Genomic DNA, 18,317 nt, shown 5'->3' with positions numbered 1-18,317 from the left:
CCCGATGCACAGCCCCCATTTCTCCGCCCAGTTTCCCGCGATGCGCATGCGCCGCATGCGTCGCGATCCGTTCTCGCGCGCCCTGATGCGCGAAAATGTCGTCACCGCCGCCGACCTGATCTACCCGGTCTTCATCCTGGAAGGCACGAACCAGCGCGAGCCGGTGCTGTCGATGCCGGGCGTGGAACGGGTGTCGGTAGACCTGCTGCTGAAGGTGGCGGAAGAATGCGTGCAGCTGGGCATTCCCGTACTGGCCCTGTTCCCCGTCATCGATGCGTCGCTGAAGACGCCCGACGGCGTGGAAGCGACCAACCCGGAAGGCCTGGTGCCGCGCGCCGTCAGGGCGCTGAAGAAGCATTGGCCTGAACTGGGCATCCTGACGGATGTGGCGCTGGACCCGTACACGAGCCACGGCCAGGACGGCCTGATCGACCAGAACGGTTATGTCATCAACGACATCACGACGGACATGCTGGTGCGCCAGGCGCTGACGCAGGCCGACGCCGGTGTCGACGTGGTGGCGCCGTCGGACATGATGGACGGCCGCATCGGCGCCATCCGCCAGGCGCTGGAAGGCAAGGATCACATCCACACCCGCATCATGGCCTACTCGGCCAAGTACGCGTCGGCCTTCTACGGCCCCTTCCGCGATGCCGTCGGTTCGGCCAAGAACCTGGGCAAGGGTGACAAGAACCAGTACCAGATGGACCCCGCCAACAGCGACGAAGCCCTGCGCGAAGTGGCCGGCGACCTGCAGGAAGGCGCCGACATGGTCATGGTCAAGCCCGGCATGCCCTACCTGGACATCGTGCGCCGCGTAAAGGACGAATTCAAGGTGCCCACCTTTGCCTACCAGGTCAGCGGCGAATACGCGATGATCAAGGCCGCCGCCCAGAACGGCTGGCTGGACCACGACAAGGTCATGATGGAAGCGATGCTGGCCTTCAAGCGCGCCGGCGCCGACGGCGTGCTGACGTACTTCGCGCTGGATATTGCGCGCAAGCTGAAGGCGCTCTAGCCCTAGAGTCCAGGGCTACTGGTTGCATTTTTTAATGCTCACGAGGCAGGCCTCGTAGGCACATACTCGACATTGCTCAATTTTGTGGTATAATACAAGTCAGGTCGCACACATTTCGTCCCGTATCCCGTCAACAGAGTGGGCTCTTACCGTGGAATGTGAGCGACTTTTTTATTGCCCTCTTACGACCTTCAATATTGGCGCTTGAGTCCCTGCAGTATGGATGCTTGGCGCCTTCCAAAGTAACAGTCCTTCCCGTGTCCATCTAGCCTCCAGCGTTTCACCTGGCCTCGTTGACTTAGCGTAAACACTCGCTACCAAGTTGAACCTCGCTCCTCCATCCCTTCCGCCAACTTGCTTATTAGGATGTACAGCAATGATGATGGGATCGGAATTCTTAACTTCGTACGTAAGCACAGCTGCGCCTGGGTTATCTAGATGACCTTTAAAGATCGCCTTTGGCGCCTCCAAAATCTTATAGAGACGCTCTAAAGTACCTTTTGGTATTCCGTGATCAAAAACTACTTTATCGATCACCTTTCCCAACACAGCCAATTGTAGCGGCGGCATGCCGATATCAAGCAATACTTGCGGAGTTGGACCAATCGGCAGCGGAATTTGGTGGTTTTTGACGCTACCTTCCTGCAAAGACTTGATTAACAGGCCAAGGGCAGTTTTATACGCTGGATTTTCCATTATCGCGATGTTGCAAAATTGTAATTATTGATTTGGTCGTGCAACACTGCTGCAGTCAACCCATCCGCTCTGGCTCAATTATAACTTGTGTTTTGTGTGGTCCCTGTGGATAATTCTAGTTAAATTCCTACTTTTGGGCCAAAATTGGCCCAAAAATTTAACAAACCATCTGGATGGTTGCAGATATGCAAAGCGACGTGAGCCTTCTCATCAATAAGATATGTGATCGCGTAAGAGCAGAGCGTAAGAGTCTTGGACTGAGCCAAGAGGAGTTTGCCATTGCCGCTGGCATTGCGTTCCGCACTTTTAAGCGATTTGAGTGCGGATCGTGTGATTCTCTTGAGGTCTTGGTACGCGTTGCTATGCTTCTCGAAGAACGAACTGGGCGGAGCAGACTCAATGCGTTTGACGACATATTCCCAGGTGTCTCGCAAGGAATAGTCAACAAGACACCATTAGGAGCGTTACAGAGGCTGTTAGCTACCAGAAATGCCGTCGTGAGGCGCGTCGAACGCGAGGCAAAGAAGGCCAGCGATAAAGCTGAACACAACAGCGAAATTTCGAAGAGCTAGCCAAATCTGTACGCACTCGCTAAGTCATGCACATGTCTTTATCGGCAGCCAGCACCTCCCCCACCCACTCCCCGAACACCCGCACCTTGCCCAGCGCCATCCGCCCCCGGGGATACAGCAGCGACACCGGCATCGGCACGGGCGGCGTTTCCGGCAGCAGTTCCACCAGCGCGCCGCTGTCGAGGTGGGCGCGGACCTGGTAGGCGGCTGCCTGCGTGATGCCGATGCCCTGCAGGGCGCAGATGACGTTGGCGTCGGCGTCGTTGATGGCGACCTGGCCTTTCATCTGCACGGTGACATTCTCGCCGCCCGCCTGGAAATCCCAATCGAAGGGCCGGCCCGTGCGGCCGGAAAAATGCACGATGGCCTGGTGTTGGCGCAGCGCGTCGATCGTCTGCGGGGTGCCGTGCCGGGCCAGGTAAGCAGGCGCGGCGCAGGTAACGAAACGCATGCTGCCGACCTGGCGGCCGACCAGCGACGAATCCTGCAGGGCGCCCACGCGCAGCGCGCAATCGATGCCTTCCTGGGTGAGATCGACCAGCCGGTCCGACAGGCTGACGGTCAGCTTCACGTCCCGCCACGCCTCGGTGAACGTGGCAATGCGGGGCAACACGACGTTGCGGCCGACGGCACCCGGCAGGTCGACGCGCAAGGTGCCGCGCGGCGGTGCCTCGGGGCCGCCCCGGAAGCGGCGTTCGGCGCCGTCGATGGCATCCAGGATCTGCGTGCAGTGGGCCAGGTATTCCGCGCCGTCCGCCGTCAGCGCCAGCTTGCGCGTGGTCCGCTGCAGCAAGGTCGTGCCCAGGTACGCTTCCAGGTTCTGCAAGGTGGCCGTCAGCGCCGCGCGGGGCAGGCCCAGGGTTTCAGCGGCCTTCGTGAAGCTGTTGGCCTCGACGATGCGAACGAAAGTCTGCATGGCTTTCAGGCGATCCATTCATTCCCCGTTTGTTCACATTAAATGAAAAGTATAGGTCGATTATGCGCTGATTATCTTTACAGCCGACTCCCCTAGACTGGCCTCGTTCCCATCTCACTTTCGAGGCATCATGAAAAACCACTCTTCCATCGCACCGGGCATGGTGCTGCTGCTGGCCGTCGCAGCCGGGCTGATCGTCGCCAACCTGTATTACGCCCAGACCCTCGTCGGCCCCATCAGCGCGGCCACTGGGCTGTCGCCTGCCGCCGCCGGACTGGTCGTCACGCTGACGCAAGTCGGCTATACGCTGGGTCTGCTGTTCATCGTGCCGCTGGGCGACCTGCTGGAGAACCGCCGGCTGATCGTCGTGGCGCTGGGCGTGGCCGCACTGGCCTTGCTGACGGCGGCGTTTGCCACCAGCGGGGCCGTGTTCCTGGCGGCGGCGCTGGCCATCGGCCTGTCGTCGGTGGCGGCGCAGATCCTCGTGCCGTTTGCCGCCCACCTGTCCAGCGAAGCGGAGCGGGGCCACACCGTGGGCAAGGTCGTCAGCGGCCTGCTGCTGGGCGTGATGCTGGCCCGGCCCGTGGCCAGCCTGGTGGCCGACCATGCCAACTGGCACGTGGTGTTCGGCGGCGCCGCCGTGCTGATCGGCGCGCTGGCGCTGGTGCTGCGCGTGAAACTGCCGCAACGGATGCCGGACGCGACGTTGCGCTATCCGCAACTGATCGGTTCGCTCTGGACCCTGTTCGCCACCACGCCCGTGCTGCGCCGCCGCGCCGCCTACCATGCCGGCCTGTTCGGCGCGTTCAGCCTGTTCTGGACGGTGGTGCCGCAGGTGCTGGCCAGCCCCGCGTTCGGCCTGTCGCAAACGGGCATTGCCGTCTTTGCGCTGGTGGGCATGGCCGGGGCCGTGGCGTCCCCCGTGGCGGGCAAGCTGGCCGATGCCGGCCACAGCCTGGTGGCGACGGCCGTGGCCCTCGGCCTGGGTGTCATCGGCTTTGCCCTGCCCCTGCTGGTGCCCGGTTCGCGCACCGTTGCGCTGGCCGTGCTGGTAATCGCGTCGATCGTGCTGGACATGGGCGTGGCCGCCAACCTCGTGCTGGGCCAGCGCGCCATCTTCAACCTGGGCGCGGCCGTGCGCAGCCGGCTGAACGGCCTGTACTTCGCCGCCTTCTTTGCCGGCGGCGCGGCCGGTTCGGCCCTCGGCGGCTGGGTGTATGCGCAATATGGCTGGCATGCCGCGCTGCTGGCCGGCATGGCCCTGCCCGTCGCTGCCCTGCTGTACTGGCTGGGCGAGGCGCTGCCGGCACGCCAGCCAGCGTAAGCCTTAGGCCATCATTGCCGTCAGTTCGGCGGCAATGTGTTCGGCCAGCTGGTGGATGTGGAAGCCGTCGACGAAGCCGTGATGGGCCTGCACGGAGAATGGCAGGTGCAGGCGCCCGGCGGGACCGTCGCGGAACTTGCCCCAGGCGATCGACGGAATATCCGGATTGGCCAGCACGGCGACGGGATGCTGGATGGACGTGAAGTCGAGCCAGGGAATACAGGTAATGAACACCTGGTCGCGGCACTCGCGGGGCGTCATGGTCTGGTACTTGCCGTTCAGGGCCGTCATGGCGGATGCTTCCTCGCGGGCCGCGACGCCCCGGGCGACAAACTCGCGCAGATCGTCGGACCAGTCGAACTGGGCGAAATTGAGGTCGTTGTGCTGGTTGACGACGGTGAACGACGGCGCCAGCCGGTCGATGCGGATCACCTCGCCATCGAGCACGCGCCAGCGGAAGTTCTCCACCTTCAAGGTCGAACGCAGCACGGCGCGCAGCAGCACGTGGAACGGTGGCAGGCCCTGCGCCTTGCACCAGGGCCGGAAGTCCGGCAAGTCCAGGGTAAAGGTCAGGTTGACGGCGGGGCTGTCGAAGCCGTCGAACATCTCGAAGCGGTCACGCCGCCGGGTAAAAGTTTCCATAGCCGCCATTGTGGCACAGGCGGCGCCGCCGGCTCAACGCCCGGCCGGCCGAATATATTTCGGGTACATTTCCTTGAGCAGGAAGGCGCGCAGTTCCGCTTCATCCTCGCGGCGGGCGCTCATCTTGACGACGCGGCCCAGGCGGTGCGATTCCCATTCGAAGTCGCCCGTCTTTTCCTTGCGGATCAGCTCGATCATCTTCGTCACGACGGCGTTCTCGATATCGATCTCGTTGCCCAGCTCGACGTGCACCTGCTGCAGCCAGCGGCGCTTGAAGTTGGTGTTCCAGCCGCGGAACTTGACGTCGGCGCTGTTGAAGGTCTGGTTCTGCACATCGAAGATGCCGCCGGAGTCTTCCTTGTCGCCCGCCGCGTTGCGGCCCTGGGCGCCCATGATGTTGGCGATGGCCCGGGCCTTGGCCTTGGCGTCCTCGCTCTCGGCCGATTCGCCCGGCGGCGACTGCACGGCGCCCCGGCGGCGGCGGTTCGCCTCGATCATCTGCGACATGTCCGTCACGTCCGGCGGTGGCGGCGTCAGCTTGGCCTGTACGGGCGGCGTTTCCTGGCGGCGCGGCTCGGTGATGGCGTCATTGTTCGTACGCGGAATCGGCGCCGGCTGCGGCCGGGGCCTGGCCTGGGCCGTCTTCTTGGGCGGCTGCTGCTTGGCCGGTGTCGGCGTCGGCGTGGGAGTTGGCTTGGGCGGCGTCGGCGTCGGCGACAAGGGTGCGACCCACACCATCTCGCCCGCCTTCGACGGCGGCTTCATCTTGATGAAGGTCTGTGGGTTCATGAAGATCAGCAGCAGCACCAGCACGTGCAGCCCGATGGCAACGATCAGGCCTGTGCGGTTCGGTTTGTCCTTGCCGTATTGCGGCGCCAGGCCGCCTGGCGGCAGGACCTGGCCGCAGGTGGGGCAATACTCGTCGTGACCGTGGGTGTGACTGAACTGGAGCAAGATAAACCGTTTTCTGTGCGCAAACCGGCAAGCCGGGCCAAAGTCGAGCAAGCTTACGCGAGCTTACCGTTAACGGATGTTACCGTATGTATCCTTCCCGTGGGCGCCAGCCCGTTTCCACCGCCCAGTTCGTGTCTACTGTGGGGTCAGACCCGAACTCGGACACGGCCTCAGCACTTTCCACGGCTGAGCCCCAACTGGGGCCTGGGAGGAGGACTGGCCTGCATGCCAGTCCCGCTCCGCAGGCGAGACGTGATACGTCTCGAAACCCCTGCTGCGGAGGAGGACTGGCCTGCATGCTAGTCCCGCTCCGCAGGCGAGACGTGATACGTCTCGAAACCCCTGCTGCGGAGGAGGACTGGCCTGCATGCTAGTCCCGCTCCGCAGGCGAGACGTGATACGTCTCGAAACCCCTGCTGCGCCCCCAAGGTGGACACGAACTCAGCCATCAGTGCTTGGACAGGTGCACGGCCTTCAGCTCGACGGGTTGCTTGTCGCGCGGTGGGGCTTGGTCGTCGAGGTCGCTGTCGTGCATCGGGCCCGTGCCGCTGTACTTGTCGAGGAACAGGTAGATGACGGGCGTGATGTACAAGGTGATGACCTGCGAGAAGATCAGGCCGCCGCAAACGGCCAGGCCCAGCGGCTGGCGCAGTTCGGCGCCGGCGCCCAGGCCCAGCGCGATCGGCAGCGCGCCCATCAGCGCGGCCAGGGTCGTCATCATGATCGGTCGGAAGCGCAGGATGCACGCTTCGCGGATGGCGTCCGCCGGCGTCTTGCCCTCCTCCCGCTGCGCCTGCAAGGCGAAGTCGATCATCATGATGGCGTTCTTCTTGACGATACCGATCAGCATCAGGATGCCGATAATGGCGATCATCGTCAGGTCCATGTCGAACAGCCACAGGGTCAGCAGCGCGCCGACAGCTGCCGACGGCAGGCCGGCCAGGATCGTCAGCGGGTGGATATAGCTTTCGTACAGCACACCGAGCAGCACGTAGATGACGAGCAGCGCGGCGACGATCAGGATGACCTGGCTGCTTTGCGAGCTCTGGAACACGGCGGCGTCGCCGCCATAGGTCGTGATGATCGACGGCGGCAGGCCGAACTCGGCGCCCATCGCGTCGATCTTGGCCGTCGCGTTCCCCAGCGGTACGTCCGGCGCCAGGTTGAACGACAGCGTGATGGCCTGCAGCTGGCCCTGGTGGTTGACGGCTGTGGGCCCCAGTGTGCGCTCGACCGAGGCGATACCGGACAATTTGACCAGCTGACCCGCCGAGTTGCGCACGGAGACCTTGGTCAGCGCGTCCTCGAAGCGGCGGTCCTCGTCGGCCGCTTCGAGGATCACGTAGTAGCTGGCGGCGGACGAATAAATCGTCGATACCTGCCGCTCGCCGAAGGCCAGGTACAGGGCCGTGCGGATGTCGGCCAGCGCCACGCCCAGGTTGTTGGCCTTGTCGCGGTCGATTTTCAAGGAAGCCTGCAGGCCGTTGTTCTGCGAGTCGCTGGTGACGTCGCGGAATTCGGGATCGCCGCGCATGCGCTCCAGGTAGCGCTCGGCCCACTGGTTCAGCGCATCCGGGCTGACGGACTGCAGGGTGTACTGGTAGCGGCTCTTGCTGGGCCGCCCGCCCAGTTGCAGGTTCTGCACGGGCGACATGTAGACGGCGACACCGGCCACCTGGCGAGTGGCCGAGCGCAGGCTTTCCAGTACCTGCGGCATCTTCTTGCGCTCCGAGCGGTCCTTCAGCACGACGAACATGCGCCCCGTATTGCCGCCGCCCGTGAACGACACGACATCCTTGACGGCCGGATCGGCGCGGACCAGCGCGGCGACCCGGTCCTGCAGGGCCAGCATGGCGGTGGACGAGATGTCCTCGGAAGCTTCCGTGTTGATGCGGATCTGGCCGATATCCTCTTCGGGGAAGAAGCCTTTCGGGATAGCCATGTACATGACGATGGTCAGCGCGAAGGTGCCGACGGCCACGCCCAGCACGACGAAGCGGTGGCGCAGGGCCAGGTCCAGGGTGCGGGCATAGCCGTTGCGCACCTTGGTGAAGCCCGCTTCGAAGTGACGGCCGATAAAGCTGTCGTCGCCCGACGTTTCGTGCGAGTCCGCCGGCAGGAAGCGCGAGGCCAGCATCGGCACGAGGGTCAGCGACACGGCCGCCGATACCAGCACGGACAGGGCGACGATGACGGCGAATTCATGGAACATCAGCCCCATCACGCCGGGCATGAAGAAGATGGGGATGAACACGGCCACCAGTGAAATGGAGATCGACACGATGGTAAAACCCATTTCGCGCGAGCCGATCAGCGCGGCCTGCAGGGGCTTCTTGCCGTGCTCGATATGGCGAACGATGTTTTCCAGCACGACAATGGCATCGTCGACGACGAGGCCGACGGCCAGGGTGATGCCCAGCAGCGAGATATTGTCCAGGCTGTAGCCGAAGGCATACAGCAGGGACAGCGCGCCCAGCAGCGAGATCGGCATCGTGATGGCCGGGATGAAGGTGGCGGCGGCGCGGCGCAGGAACAGGAAGATCACCAGCACCACCAGCACGATGGTCAGGGCCAGGGTCAGGTTGACGTCGTGCAGCGCCTCACGGATCGACACGGAGCGGTCATTGACGAGGCTGATGTTGATCGACTCGGGCAGTTGCGCCTTGAAGCGCGGCAGCAGCGCCTTGACGCCATCGACCACCTGCACCGTATTGGCGTTCGGCTGGCGCTGCACCAGCAGGACGATGGCACGGTCGCCGTTATAGCTGCCGAAGGATTTGATGGATTGGAAGCTGTCTTCCACGGTGGCGACGTCCTTCAGGCGCACCGGTTCGCCGTTGCGCACGGCAATGATCAGGTCGCGGAATTCGGACGCCTTCATCAGCTGCGGGTTGCCCTGGATCGTCAGGGTCTGGCTGGGGCCGTCCAGCACGCCCAGCGGCGTGTTGGCGTTGGCGTTGCGCACGGCCGTCTGCACATCGGCCAGGGTCAGGTCGCGGGCATTGAGCAGGTCCGACTTGGCGCGGATGCGCACGGCAAAGCGCTTCTGGCCGTTGACGGTGACCTGGGCCACGCCGGGCAAGGTCGACAGGCTGGGGGCGATCAGGTTTTCCGCGTAGTCGTTCAGTTCCGACAACGACAGTGACGGCGAATTCATCGCCATGAACAGCACGGGCGCGTCGGCCGGGTTGATCTTGCGGTAGGACGGCAGATCCGTCATTTCCTGCGGCAGCTGGCGCTGGGCCCGCAGCAGGGCCGCCTGCACGTCGACGGCGGCATCGTTGACGTCGATGCTGGAATCGAACTCCAGGGTCAGCGACGTGTTGCCCTGGGTGCTGGTGGAGGTGATCATCGTCAGGCCGGCGATGGTGGAGAATTGCTTCTCCAGCGGCAGGGCCACGGAGGATGCCATCGTGTCCGGCGCGGCGCCCGCCAGGTCGGCGCTGACATTGATGACGGGCGTGTTGTAGCTGGGCAGCGCCGCCACGGGAATCTTCAGGTAGGCCAGCACGCCGGCCAGCACCAGCGACAACGACAGCAGCACCACCATCACGGGGCGCCGGATCGACAGCTCGGACAGGTTCATTCGACGCCACCTTTCGGTTTGCCCTGCTCGGCCATGCGGGCGTCGGCGACGCGCACCTTGCCGCCCGGCCGCAGGTTCTGCTTGCCTTCGACGATGACTTTCTCATTGCCCTGCAGGCCGCGCACGGCCGCGTCGGCGCCGAAGGCATGCAGGCGCTCGACGTTGGCGATCTTCGCCGTGTTGTCCGGCGCCACCGTGTAGACGAAGGTGCCGCGCGTGTTCGAGATGATGGCGTTCTGCGGCACCACCAGCGCGTCCTTCAGGGTCTGCACCGTCAGGCTGGTGTTGACGTACTGGCCCGGCCACAGGCGCGTGTCCTTGTTCGAGAACTGGGCCTTGACGCGGATGACGCCGGCCACGGGGTCGACCGTGTTGTCGATAAAGCTCAGGTGGCCGTCGATGGGCTTGTCGGAATTGTTCTGGAAGGCCTGCACCGGCACCTTGCCGGCGCGCTGGGCGTCGAGCAGGGCGGCCAGGCTGTTTTCCGGCAAGGTGAACGACACATTGATGGGGTCGAGCTGGGTCACGGTCGCCAGCGACGTCGACAGCTGCACGAGGCTGCCGGGGTAGACATTGATGGCGCCGACTCTGCCGGACATGGGCGCGCGGATCGACGTGTAGCTCTGGTCCACGCGTACGGCACGGGCCGCGGCGATATCGGCTTCCAGCAGCGCCCTCGCCGCCTCGACCTGGCTCTTCAAGGTGTCGACGGCGCCCTGGGCGACGAATTTCTGCGCCAGCAAGTCCATGCTGCGCTTGTACTGCCGCTCCAGGTCGGCCAGGCTGGCCCGGTCGCGCGCCACCTGGGCATCGGCCTTCTGCACATTGGCCGCTTCGCTGCGGCTGTCCAGCGAGAACATCAGCTCGCCTTCCTTGACGAACTGGCCCTCCTTCACATGCACCTTGACGATGGTGCTGGTGGTCTGTGGGTGCAGCTCCACCGTGCTGATGGGGCTGACGGTACCGTTGGCGGAAAGCAGCACTGGCACGTCCTGGCGTTTCGGCGCGACGACGTTGACCGTCGTCGGCCCCTGGAAGCCGTTGCCCTTCCCACCCTTGCCTCCCGCTTCCTGCGGTGCGTCGGAGCGCGTGAAATGCCACGCGCCGGCGGCGACGAGGACGACGCCGATGAGAATGCCCAGAGTTTTCTTTTTCATTATTGTCAAACAGTAGTTGAAGCATGAACCGGCACCCCTGCCGGCCCTCCCTGATTCTTGTTTTATTATTATTTTTTTTATTGCCTTGCGGAATTTAACCCGTTATTGTCGCACCGGATCGTGACCCGTTGGTGACTACTTCCCTGCGTAAAATTCCGGCAGCGTCAGTACCGCTTCCAGCCCGCCGCCGTCTCCGTTGGCCAGGCTCAAGGTGGCGCCATGCTGTTCGGCGATATTGCGCGCGATCGTCAGGCCCAGGCCGGTGCCGCCGGACGAGCGCGAGCGCGAGCTCTCCAGCCGGTAGAACGGCTCGAACACGCGCGCCAGCTGGTCCTGGGGAATACCTGGGCCCTCGTCGCGGATGCGGATGCGTGCGGCGCCGGCCAGCCGCTCGACCGTCACGTGCGCCTTCTGGCCATATTTCACGGCATTGTCGATCAGGTTGACGAGGCAGCGCTGGATGTCCAGCGGACGCCCCAGCAGCGACATGCTTGCCGAGCCCTTCAGTTCGACCTGCTGGCCGGCATCGACGGCATCGGCGCAGACGCTGTCGAGCAGCGAATCGAGATCCAGTTTCTGCATCGTGCCGCCGGCGTCAATGCTGCGCGCCAGGTCCAGCCCTTCCTTGACCATGGCCTGCATGGCCGACAGGTCGCCGATCAGCTTCTGGCGCAGGTCTTCGTCGTCCACCTTTTCCAGCCGCAACCGCAGGCGCGTCAGCGGCGTCTGCAGGTCGTGCGTGATGGCGGCCAGCATTTCCGTGCGCTGGGCAATGTACTGGCGGATGCGTGCCTGCATGGCATTGAAGGCGGCGCTGGCCTGGCGGATTTCGCTGGCACCGGCCAGGCCCAGCGGCGGGTGGTTGATGTCGTTGCCCAGGTCCTTGGCGGCCTGCGCCAGCTGTTTCAGGGGCCGCACCGTCATCCGCGTCACCAGGTAGGCGAGGATGGCCACGCACAGCAGGAAAGGCAGGAAGACGGCGTATTCGTTGTGGCCGGTCGGCGCCGGCGCCCGGGGCGGCAGCACGGACAGCTTCAGCACTTGCCCGTCCGTCATGGCGATGTGCACGGATTCGCAGGTGCCGCGCCACTGCGTGGGCCCGAACAGCGTATTGGTGGGCAGCGGCTTGTCGCAGGCCTGGGGCCGGTCCGCCAGCGGCGTGACGTGGAATTCGCGCCCCAGCCGTTGCGACAGGGCGCTGGAAAACTCCGTGGGCGGCTGCACGGCCGCATGCCCCTCGCCCGCCAGTTCCAGCTGGACGCTGCCCTTGCTGGCCACCTGCAGGTATTGCGCGCGCGACTCGGGCCGCACGACGTCGGCCGTTTCGATGATCTGCTCGGCCCGCTCCAACGCGTGGAAATTGCGGTAGCGCTCCAGGGTGCGCTGGCGTTCGTTGACGGCCAGCCATTGCGTCAGCGCGGCCGACGCGATAATGCCCAGCATCAGGGCGAGAAACACCCGCCCCGTCATCGAATTGAAGAACGCTTTCACGCGCGGGGCTCCACCGCCACGGTTCCGGCCAGCACGTAACCGCCGTTGCGCACCGTCTTGATGATTTGCGGTACCCGCGCGTCCTCCCCCAACTTCTGGCGCAGCCGGCTGATCTGGATGTCGATCGAGCGGTCGAACGGGTCGGCGTCGCGGCCCTGCGTCAGGTTCAGCAGCTGGTCGCGGTTCAGCACGCGGTTCGGGTGCTCCAGGAAGACTTTCAATAAGCGAAACTCGGCGCCGGACAGCATGATGACGGTGCCGTCGGGATTGAGCAGGTGCCGCGCCGTCAGGTCCAGCGTCCAGCCGGAGAAGCGGATCTGCGACGCCTTGTCGGCCCCGCTCGCCGCCGTCGAGCTGCTGCGCCGCAAGACGCTGCGGATGCGTGCCAGCAGTTCGCGCGGCTCGAACGGTTTCGGCAGGTAATCGTCGGCACCCATTTCCAGGCCGAGGATGCGGTCCAGCGGTTCGCTGCGGGCCGTCAGCATGATGACGGGCAGGTCGGAGTGCGCGCGCAGCTTGCGGCAGATGGTCAAGCCATCCTCGCCCGGCATGTTCAGGTCCAGCACGATCAGGTCGGGCTTGGTCTCGTCCAGCAGCTTCCACATGGCCACGCCATCGGCCGCGCCGAAGGTGCGGTAGCCGTTCGTTTCCAGGTAGTCCGCCAGCAGGGTGCGGATATCGCGGTCGTCGTCGACGATCAAAATGCTCGATGTGGGTTCCATGCCTCAATTATCGCCACTTCGGTCGCGCATGACCAACGGTGCTTTGTATCGTCTTGTACAGGCAAAAGGCGTCTTGCGGAAACAATCGGATACAAAAACCTCCGTTGAGGAAACCTGTCGGAAACAAGCCGGCCGCAAGATGGCTTCATGTGCAGTGCACATATCTCGCACTACCCCTTAATGCTGGAAACTCCCGGAAGGAATCACCATGAATACCCTGCGCAAAAGCTTTATTATCGGCATGACGGTTATCGGTCTGGGCTCGGCAATTGCCGCGCAGGCCCAGGAAACGACAGCACCTCAGCAGCATACTTACGCCACCACCAAATTCGACCCTGCCAAGCGCGCGGAGCGGATGGCCCAGCGTCAGCAAAAACTGCACGATGCTTTGAAATTGACGCCGGCACAGGAAGGCGCGTGGAATACGTATCTGGCGGCAATCAAACCGCAAACGCCGATCGGCCGCGCCGACCGCATCAACCTGAAGGATTTGCCCGCGCCGGAACGACTGGAAAAACATATTGAATTTTCCAAGCAACGCCTGGCAAGACAGGAAAGCCGGCTGGCGGCGCTGAAAGCCTTTTATGCCGTGCTGACGCCGGAACAGCAGAAAGTCTTCGACCAGGCTGGCCCAAGCCGGCATGGCCGCCATGGCGGTCACCACCGTGGCCACAAGGCGCAGGGATGATTTAGTCCGGCCGAAGGGAAGTCTTATGCCAGAACCTGGCGTGTACAGGCCAGGTTCTGGCTTGGGAGGAACGCTGACGGTGGCCGTCGGAGCCGTTTGATGTCTGAGGAATAAAAAAGAGCGCCGGCGGCGCTCTTCGTTCGGGATCAGTCCAGCTTCTTCAAGGAAGCGAGGAATTTGTCCGCGCCCTGGAAACCGATTACCCGGGAGTCGGGAATCTCGCGGCCACTCTTATCGAACAGAATAATACCGGGGGGCCCGAACAGGCGGAAGCGTTTCAGCAAGGCCTTGTCCGCATCATTATTTGCAGTCACGTCAGCCTGCAACAGGATCGTGTTTTTCAAGCGCTCGCGCACACCCGCATCGATAAAGGTCAGTTTTTCCATTTCCTTGCAGGAGACGCACCAGTCGGCATAAAAATCGAGCATCACGGTTTTATTGCCGGTGTTGGCGAGAATGGCGTCGAGCTGGTCGATATTTTGAATCCGCTGGAATGCCATCGGGGTTTCCGCCGTGCCCCGCAAATGGGCCAGCGGTGCCAGCGGATCGCGCGCACCCGTGGCCACGCCGATCAACTGCACGATACCGAATGCCAGCGACGCCACCGCGACGGTTTTGCCGAGCAGGCCGAGTTTCTGTCGCAGCAAATAGGTACCGTAAGCAATGCCCAGCAAGGTCCAGCCGGACATTTGCACGACGCCGGGTAATATTGGCGATACCAGCCACCAGGCCATTGCCAGCAGCAAGACCCCGAAAAAGCGTTTGACGGCATCCATCCATTTGCCCGTTTTCGGCAACAAGGTACCGGCCGATACGCCGACGAGCATCAGTGGCACGCTCATGCCGACCGCCATGGCGAACAGGGCGCTGCCGCCGATCAGCACATTTCGCGTCTGGCTGATATACACCAGTGCACCGGCCAGCGGCGCGGCCACGCAGGGCCCGACGATCAGCGCCGAGATGGCGCCCATGCCGAATACGCCCAGCAACTTGCCGGAGGAACGTCGGCCCGATGCCGCCGCCAGCCTGCTCTGCAGGCTCGACGGCAGCTGCAGTTCGTAGACGCCGAACATGGATAGGGCCATCAGTGCCATCAGGATGCCGAAGGTGCCCAGCACCCACGGATTCTGCAATGCCGCAGCCAGGCCTTCGCCGATCAGGCCGGCGGCAATGCCCAGCGCCGTGTAGACGATTGCCATGCCCAGGGCATAGCTGGCCGACAGCACGATACCCCGCTTGCGCGTGGCACCACTGCCCTCCCCAACGATGATCGAGGACAGGATCGGCACCATCGGCAGCACGCACGGCGTCAGCGACAAGCCCAGGCCCAGCAGCAGGAACAGGGGCACGATGACGGCCAAGCGGCCGCCCTGCAGGGCGCTGTCGATGCGGTTCAGCTCGCTTTGCGACGGGGCCGGCGCCACGTCCGGCGGCGGCGCGGCAGCCGTCGATGCACCGAACGGGGATGTGGGCACGGCACTGGCCAGGCCATACGGATTCTTCGCGGCGGCGGCAACGACGGGCTGGCCGACATCGCCGGCGCCATTGCCGATGCGCAGCACGGCATCCTGGGGCGAGTAGCACAAGCCCTTGTCCGAGCAGCCCTGGCCCGTGGCCGTCAAGGTATAGGCACCGGCCGCCTCGACCGGCACGCGCATGACGACCTGGTGGCGGTAGGTTTCGACGTCCTTGGCAAAGGTTTCGTCATACTTGATCTTGCCCGGCGGGATCACGGCCGTGCCCAGGGTGGCCCCCTCGGCCCGGAACGCAAAGCGCTCGCGGTACATGTAATAGCCTTCGGCGATCTTCCACGTCACTTCCACTGTCTTTGCGTCCGCCATGCGGGCGGACAGCTGGAAGGCGACGTTGGGGTCGAGGAATTCCTCTTCCGCGCGCACGGGCGGGCACAGCATCAGGACAATGGCGAGCAGGAATAATTGCCAGGAAAATGGGGTCTGTCCCCATTTTTTTGGCAATATGGCGGCAAGGAAATGGCGGAAAGGCATCTGGTCTACTCTGCAAAAAGACGATTCGCCAGCATGGTACACCCGGCGGGACGGGATTGCTCGATGCCGATGGTACACCGGCGTCGTGTCGGCGTTACGGGGCATTTTGTCGCGAAGGTGTATGCGGGGATGTGCAAGTGCCGCGCCCATAGAAAAAGCCGGGCGGACCCGGCTTTTTCATTGAGCACTGATGAATTACTCAGCGGTCGGTGCAGCGTCGACTTCGGTTGGTTCTGGACGGTCCAGCAGCTCGACGTAAGCCATTGGAGCGTTGTCGCCAACACGGAAACCCATTTTCAGGATACGCAGGTAGCCACCGTTACGGTTGGCGTAGCGTGGGCCCAGTTCGGCGAACAGCTTCAGGACCATTTCGCGGTCGCGCAGGCGAGCGAAGGCCAGGCGCTTGTTGGCCAGGGTGTCGGTCTTGCCCAGGGTCAGGATCGGCTCGATAACGCGGCGCAGTTCCTTGGCTTTTGGCACGGTGGTCTTGATCGCTTCGTGACGCAGCAGCGAAACGGTCATGTTGCGCAGCATTGCCAGACGGTGGGACGAGGTACGGTTCAGTTTACGAAGGCCGTGACGGTGACGCATGGTACTTCCTTTCAAAGGTGTTTAAATCCGAACTCTTCGATCGCCAGGTGTCTGTAGAACAGCAGCCCGGCGCGGGTCGGTTAGTAGGTATGAACGCCCGGTGCAACATGCGCCGGGCGGGTACGGCATTTACAGCAAATTACTTTTCCAGGCCGGCTGGCGGCCAGTTTTCCAGCTTCATGCCCAGGGTCAGGCCGCGCGATGCCAGCACTTCCTTGATCTCGTTCAGCGACTTGCGACCCAGGTTCGGGGTCTTCAGCAGCTCGTTTTCCGAACGCTGGATCAGATCGCCGATGTAGTAGATGTTTTCGGCTTTCAGGCAGTTCGCGGAACGGACCGTCAGTTCCAGGTCGTCGACCGGACGCAGCAGGATCGGATCGACCAGCGGTGCACGCGATGGTGCTTCTGCGGCCGCTTCCGTGCCTTCCAGGGCAGCGAACACGTTGAGCTGGTCAACGAGAACGCGTGCCGACTGGCGGATCGCTTCTTCCGGCGTGATGACGCCGTTCGTTTCGATGTTGATGATCAGCTTGTCCAGGTCGGTACGCTGTTCGACACGGGCCGATTCCACCGAATACGACACGCGGCGCACTGGCGAGAACGACGCGTCCAGGATGATGCGGCCGATCGTCTTGTTGGTGTCTTCCGACAGGCGACGGACGTTGCCCGGCACGTAGCCACGGCCTTTTTCGACCTTGATCTGCATGTCCAGCTTGCCACCGGCGGTCAGGTGAGCGATCACGTGATCCGGGTTGATCAGTTCCACGTCGTGCGGCAGGTCGATATCGGACGCCAGCACGGCGCCTTCGCCTTCCTTTTTCAGCGTCAGGGTGACGGAATCACGGTTGTGGACCTTGAAGACCACGCCCTTCAGGTTCAGCAGCAGGTCGACCACGTCTTCCTGCACGCCGTCCAGCGAGGAGTACTCGTGCACGACGCCGGCGATGGTAACTTCCGTCGGCGCGTAGCCGATCATCGACGACAGCAGCACGCGACGCAGGGCATTGCCCAGCGTGTGGCCGTAGCCACGTTCGAACGGTTCCATCACGACTTTGGCGTGACCGGCGCCCAGGGCTTCGACGTCGATAATACGTGGCTTCAACAAACTGTTTTGCATTGAAATGTCCTTTTCATTACCCTCGGCTCGTTACACCGATAAGGCTGATGGCATTAGTGAAAACGCCCACTGCAAGCAGTGGGCGATGTTACGGCGTACTTCGATTAACGCGAGTACAGTTCGACGATCAGCGATTCGTTGACGTCGTTGGCGATTTCGCTACGCTCTGGCAGGGACTTGAAGGTGCCTTCCATTTTCTTCGAATCGACCGAGACCCATGCCGGCATGCCGACTTGTTCGGCCAGCGACAGCGCTTCGACGATACGGGTCTGCTTCTTCGACTTTTCGCGCACGGCGATGACGTCGCCGATCTTGACGGCGTAGGAAGCGATGTTCACGACATTGCCGTTCACGGTGAAGGCCTTGTGCGATACCAGCTGACGTGCTTCAGCGCGCGTAGAGCCGAAGCCCATGCGGTAGGCGACGTTGTCCAGGCGGGTTTCCAGCAGGGACAGCAGGGTTTCACCGGTGTTGCCCTTGCGGCGGTCGGCTTCGGCGAAGTAGCGGCGGAACTGGCGTTCCAGGATGCCGTACATACGCTTGACCTTCTGCTTTTCGCGCAGCTGGTTGCCGTAGTCGGAGGTGCGGGCACCCGACTTGACGCCGTGCTGGCCTGGCTTGACGTCCAGTTTGCACTTGGAGTCCAGCGAGCGACGGGCGCTCTTCAGGAACAGGTCGGTGCCTTCACGGCGGGACAGTTTTGCTTTTGGTCCGATATAACGTGCCACAGTATTTTCCTTGTATATAAATGACGCCCCAGGTCACATCGATGCGGACATCGATTGCGATCGGGCGCTAGTCTGACCCTCTAATCCGCCAGACGGTGGCTCAACAGTA

At 63.1% G+C, this 18,317-nt stretch carries 15 protein-coding genes; 3 read left to right on the top strand and 12 right to left on the bottom strand.

The genetic code is table 11. From position 1 onward, the window contains the following. Positions 1–4: 4 nt before the first annotated feature. Positions 5–1,018 (top strand): porphobilinogen synthase, encoded by a 1,014-nt coding sequence (gene hemB / locus GM672_RS02610; protein ID WP_155468964.1) that lies wholly within the window; start codon positions 5–7, stop codon positions 1,016–1,018. A 171-nt stretch (positions 1,019–1,189) separates the two neighbouring features. On the opposite strand, the gene GM672_RS02605 is transcribed toward hemB, so the two are convergent. Continuing rightward, positions 1,190–1,714 carry a MuF-C-terminal domain-containing protein gene (locus GM672_RS02605; RefSeq protein ID WP_155468963.1) on the bottom strand — a complete coding sequence of 175 codons (525 nt, stop codon included), beginning with the start codon at positions 1,712–1,714 and terminating at the stop codon, positions 1,190–1,192. 591 nt (positions 1,715–2,305) lie between these two features. Further along, on the bottom strand, positions 2,306–3,220 hold the full coding sequence (locus GM672_RS02600; protein WP_155468962.1) for a LysR family transcriptional regulator: 915 nt from the start codon (positions 3,218–3,220) through the stop codon (positions 2,306–2,308). Between the two features lie 112 nt (positions 3,221–3,332). Here GM672_RS02600 and GM672_RS02595 point away from each other — a divergent pair, with 112 nt between their 5' ends. Continuing rightward, positions 3,333–4,526 (top strand): MFS transporter, encoded by a 1,194-nt coding sequence (locus tag GM672_RS02595; RefSeq protein WP_229417522.1) that lies wholly within the window; start codon positions 3,333–3,335, stop codon positions 4,524–4,526. 3 nt (positions 4,527–4,529) lie between these two features. Here the strand turns inward: GM672_RS02595 and GM672_RS02590 are convergent, their stop codons facing one another. The 6 genes from GM672_RS02590 to GM672_RS02565 form a co-directional block, all read right to left on the bottom strand. After that, a complete protein-coding gene (locus GM672_RS02590; protein WP_170299900.1) occupies positions 4,530–5,168 on the bottom strand; it encodes a CatA-like O-acetyltransferase in 639 nt (212 codons plus the stop codon). Between the two features lie 33 nt (positions 5,169–5,201). Beyond that, positions 5,202–6,122 carry a cell envelope integrity TolA family protein gene (locus GM672_RS02585; RefSeq protein ID WP_155468960.1) on the bottom strand — a complete coding sequence of 307 codons (921 nt, stop codon included), beginning with the start codon at positions 6,120–6,122 and terminating at the stop codon, positions 5,202–5,204. Positions 6,123–6,570: 448 nt separating this feature from the next. Beyond that, positions 6,571–9,708, bottom strand: a complete 3,138-nt coding sequence (locus tag GM672_RS02580) for an efflux RND transporter permease subunit (protein WP_155468959.1) — start codon at positions 9,706–9,708, stop codon at positions 6,571–6,573. Next, positions 9,705–10,865, bottom strand: a complete 1,161-nt coding sequence (locus GM672_RS02575; protein WP_155468958.1) for an efflux RND transporter periplasmic adaptor subunit — start codon at positions 10,863–10,865, stop codon at positions 9,705–9,707. The genes GM672_RS02580 and GM672_RS02575 overlap by 4 nt, the downstream gene beginning before the upstream one ends. Positions 10,866–11,000: 135 nt before the next feature. Next, positions 11,001–12,356, bottom strand: a complete 1,356-nt coding sequence (locus GM672_RS02570; RefSeq protein ID WP_229427721.1) for an ATP-binding protein — start codon at positions 12,354–12,356, stop codon at positions 11,001–11,003. Further along, the gene (locus tag GM672_RS02565; protein WP_155468957.1) at positions 12,353–13,078 is read right to left on the bottom strand and encodes a response regulator; all 726 of its coding nucleotides are present in this window, start codon (positions 13,076–13,078) and stop codon (positions 12,353–12,355) included. The genes GM672_RS02570 and GM672_RS02565 overlap by 4 nt, the downstream gene beginning before the upstream one ends. 208 nt (positions 13,079–13,286) lie before the next feature. Between GM672_RS02565 and GM672_RS02560 the strand changes: the two genes are divergently transcribed. Beyond that, positions 13,287–13,766, top strand: a complete 480-nt coding sequence (locus GM672_RS02560; protein WP_155468956.1) for a Spy/CpxP family protein refolding chaperone — start codon at positions 13,287–13,289, stop codon at positions 13,764–13,766. A 146-nt stretch (positions 13,767–13,912) separates the two neighbouring features. Here GM672_RS02560 and dsbD read toward each other — a convergent pair whose 3' ends face one another. The 4 genes from dsbD to rpsD all read right to left on the bottom strand — a co-directional run bounded on the left by dsbD (position 13,913) and on the right by rpsD (position 18,208). After that, positions 13,913–15,772 (bottom strand): protein-disulfide reductase DsbD, encoded by a 1,860-nt coding sequence (gene dsbD, locus GM672_RS02555; protein WP_371867014.1) that lies wholly within the window; start codon positions 15,770–15,772, stop codon positions 13,913–13,915. A gap of 195 nt (positions 15,773–15,967) precedes the next feature. Beyond that, on the bottom strand, positions 15,968–16,363 hold the full coding sequence (rplQ, locus tag GM672_RS02550) for a 50S ribosomal protein L17 (protein WP_155468955.1): 396 nt from the start codon (positions 16,361–16,363) through the stop codon (positions 15,968–15,970). A gap of 139 nt (positions 16,364–16,502) precedes the next feature. Then, positions 16,503–17,480 (bottom strand): DNA-directed RNA polymerase subunit alpha, encoded by a 978-nt coding sequence (locus GM672_RS02545; RefSeq protein ID WP_134386530.1) that lies wholly within the window; start codon positions 17,478–17,480, stop codon positions 16,503–16,505. A gap of 104 nt (positions 17,481–17,584) precedes the next feature. Further along, positions 17,585–18,208: a 30S ribosomal protein S4 gene (gene rpsD, locus GM672_RS02540; RefSeq protein ID WP_170299899.1), complete on the bottom strand. Its 624-nt coding sequence runs from the start codon at positions 18,206–18,208 to the stop codon at positions 17,585–17,587. Positions 18,209–18,317: the final 109 nt, after the last annotated feature.

The organism is Pseudoduganella buxea (genome assembly GCF_009720835.1).
In the GTDB taxonomy this organism is placed as follows: Bacteria; Pseudomonadota; Gammaproteobacteria; order Burkholderiales; family Burkholderiaceae_D; genus Rugamonas; species Rugamonas buxea.
This window is presented reverse-complemented; position numbering and strand designations above follow the sequence as displayed.

Coding starts and splice junctions, on each gene's coding strand:
- GM672_RS02575 (WP_155468958.1), bottom strand. CDS start 10,865: ATGAAAAAGAAAACTCTGGGCATTCTCATCGGCGTCGTCCTCGTCGCC.
- GM672_RS02580 (WP_155468959.1), bottom strand. CDS start 9,708: ATGAACCTGTCCGAGCTGTCGATCCGGCGCCCCGTGATGGTGGTGCTG.
- rplQ (WP_155468955.1), bottom strand. CDS start 16,363: ATGCGTCACCGTCACGGCCTTCGTAAACTGAACCGTACCTCGTCCCAC.
- GM672_RS02595 (WP_229417522.1), top strand. CDS start 3,333: ATGAAAAACCACTCTTCCATCGCACCGGGCATGGTGCTGCTGCTGGCC.
- GM672_RS02560 (WP_155468956.1), top strand. CDS start 13,287: ATGAATACCCTGCGCAAAAGCTTTATTATCGGCATGACGGTTATCGGT.
- dsbD (WP_371867014.1), bottom strand. CDS start 15,772: ATGCCTTTCCGCCATTTCCTTGCCGCCATATTGCCAAAAAAATGGGGA.
- GM672_RS02545 (WP_134386530.1), bottom strand. CDS start 17,480: ATGCAAAACAGTTTGTTGAAGCCACGTATTATCGACGTCGAAGCCCTG.
- GM672_RS02600 (WP_155468962.1), bottom strand. CDS start 3,220: ATGGATCGCCTGAAAGCCATGCAGACTTTCGTTCGCATCGTCGAGGCC.
- GM672_RS02590 (WP_170299900.1), bottom strand. CDS start 5,168: ATGGAAACTTTTACCCGGCGGCGTGACCGCTTCGAGATGTTCGACGGC.
- hemB (WP_155468964.1), top strand. CDS start 5: ATGCACAGCCCCCATTTCTCCGCCCAGTTTCCCGCGATGCGCATGCGC.
- GM672_RS02605 (WP_155468963.1), bottom strand. CDS start 1,714: ATGGAAAATCCAGCGTATAAAACTGCCCTTGGCCTGTTAATCAAGTCT.
- GM672_RS02565 (WP_155468957.1), bottom strand. CDS start 13,078: ATGGAACCCACATCGAGCATTTTGATCGTCGACGACGACCGCGATATC.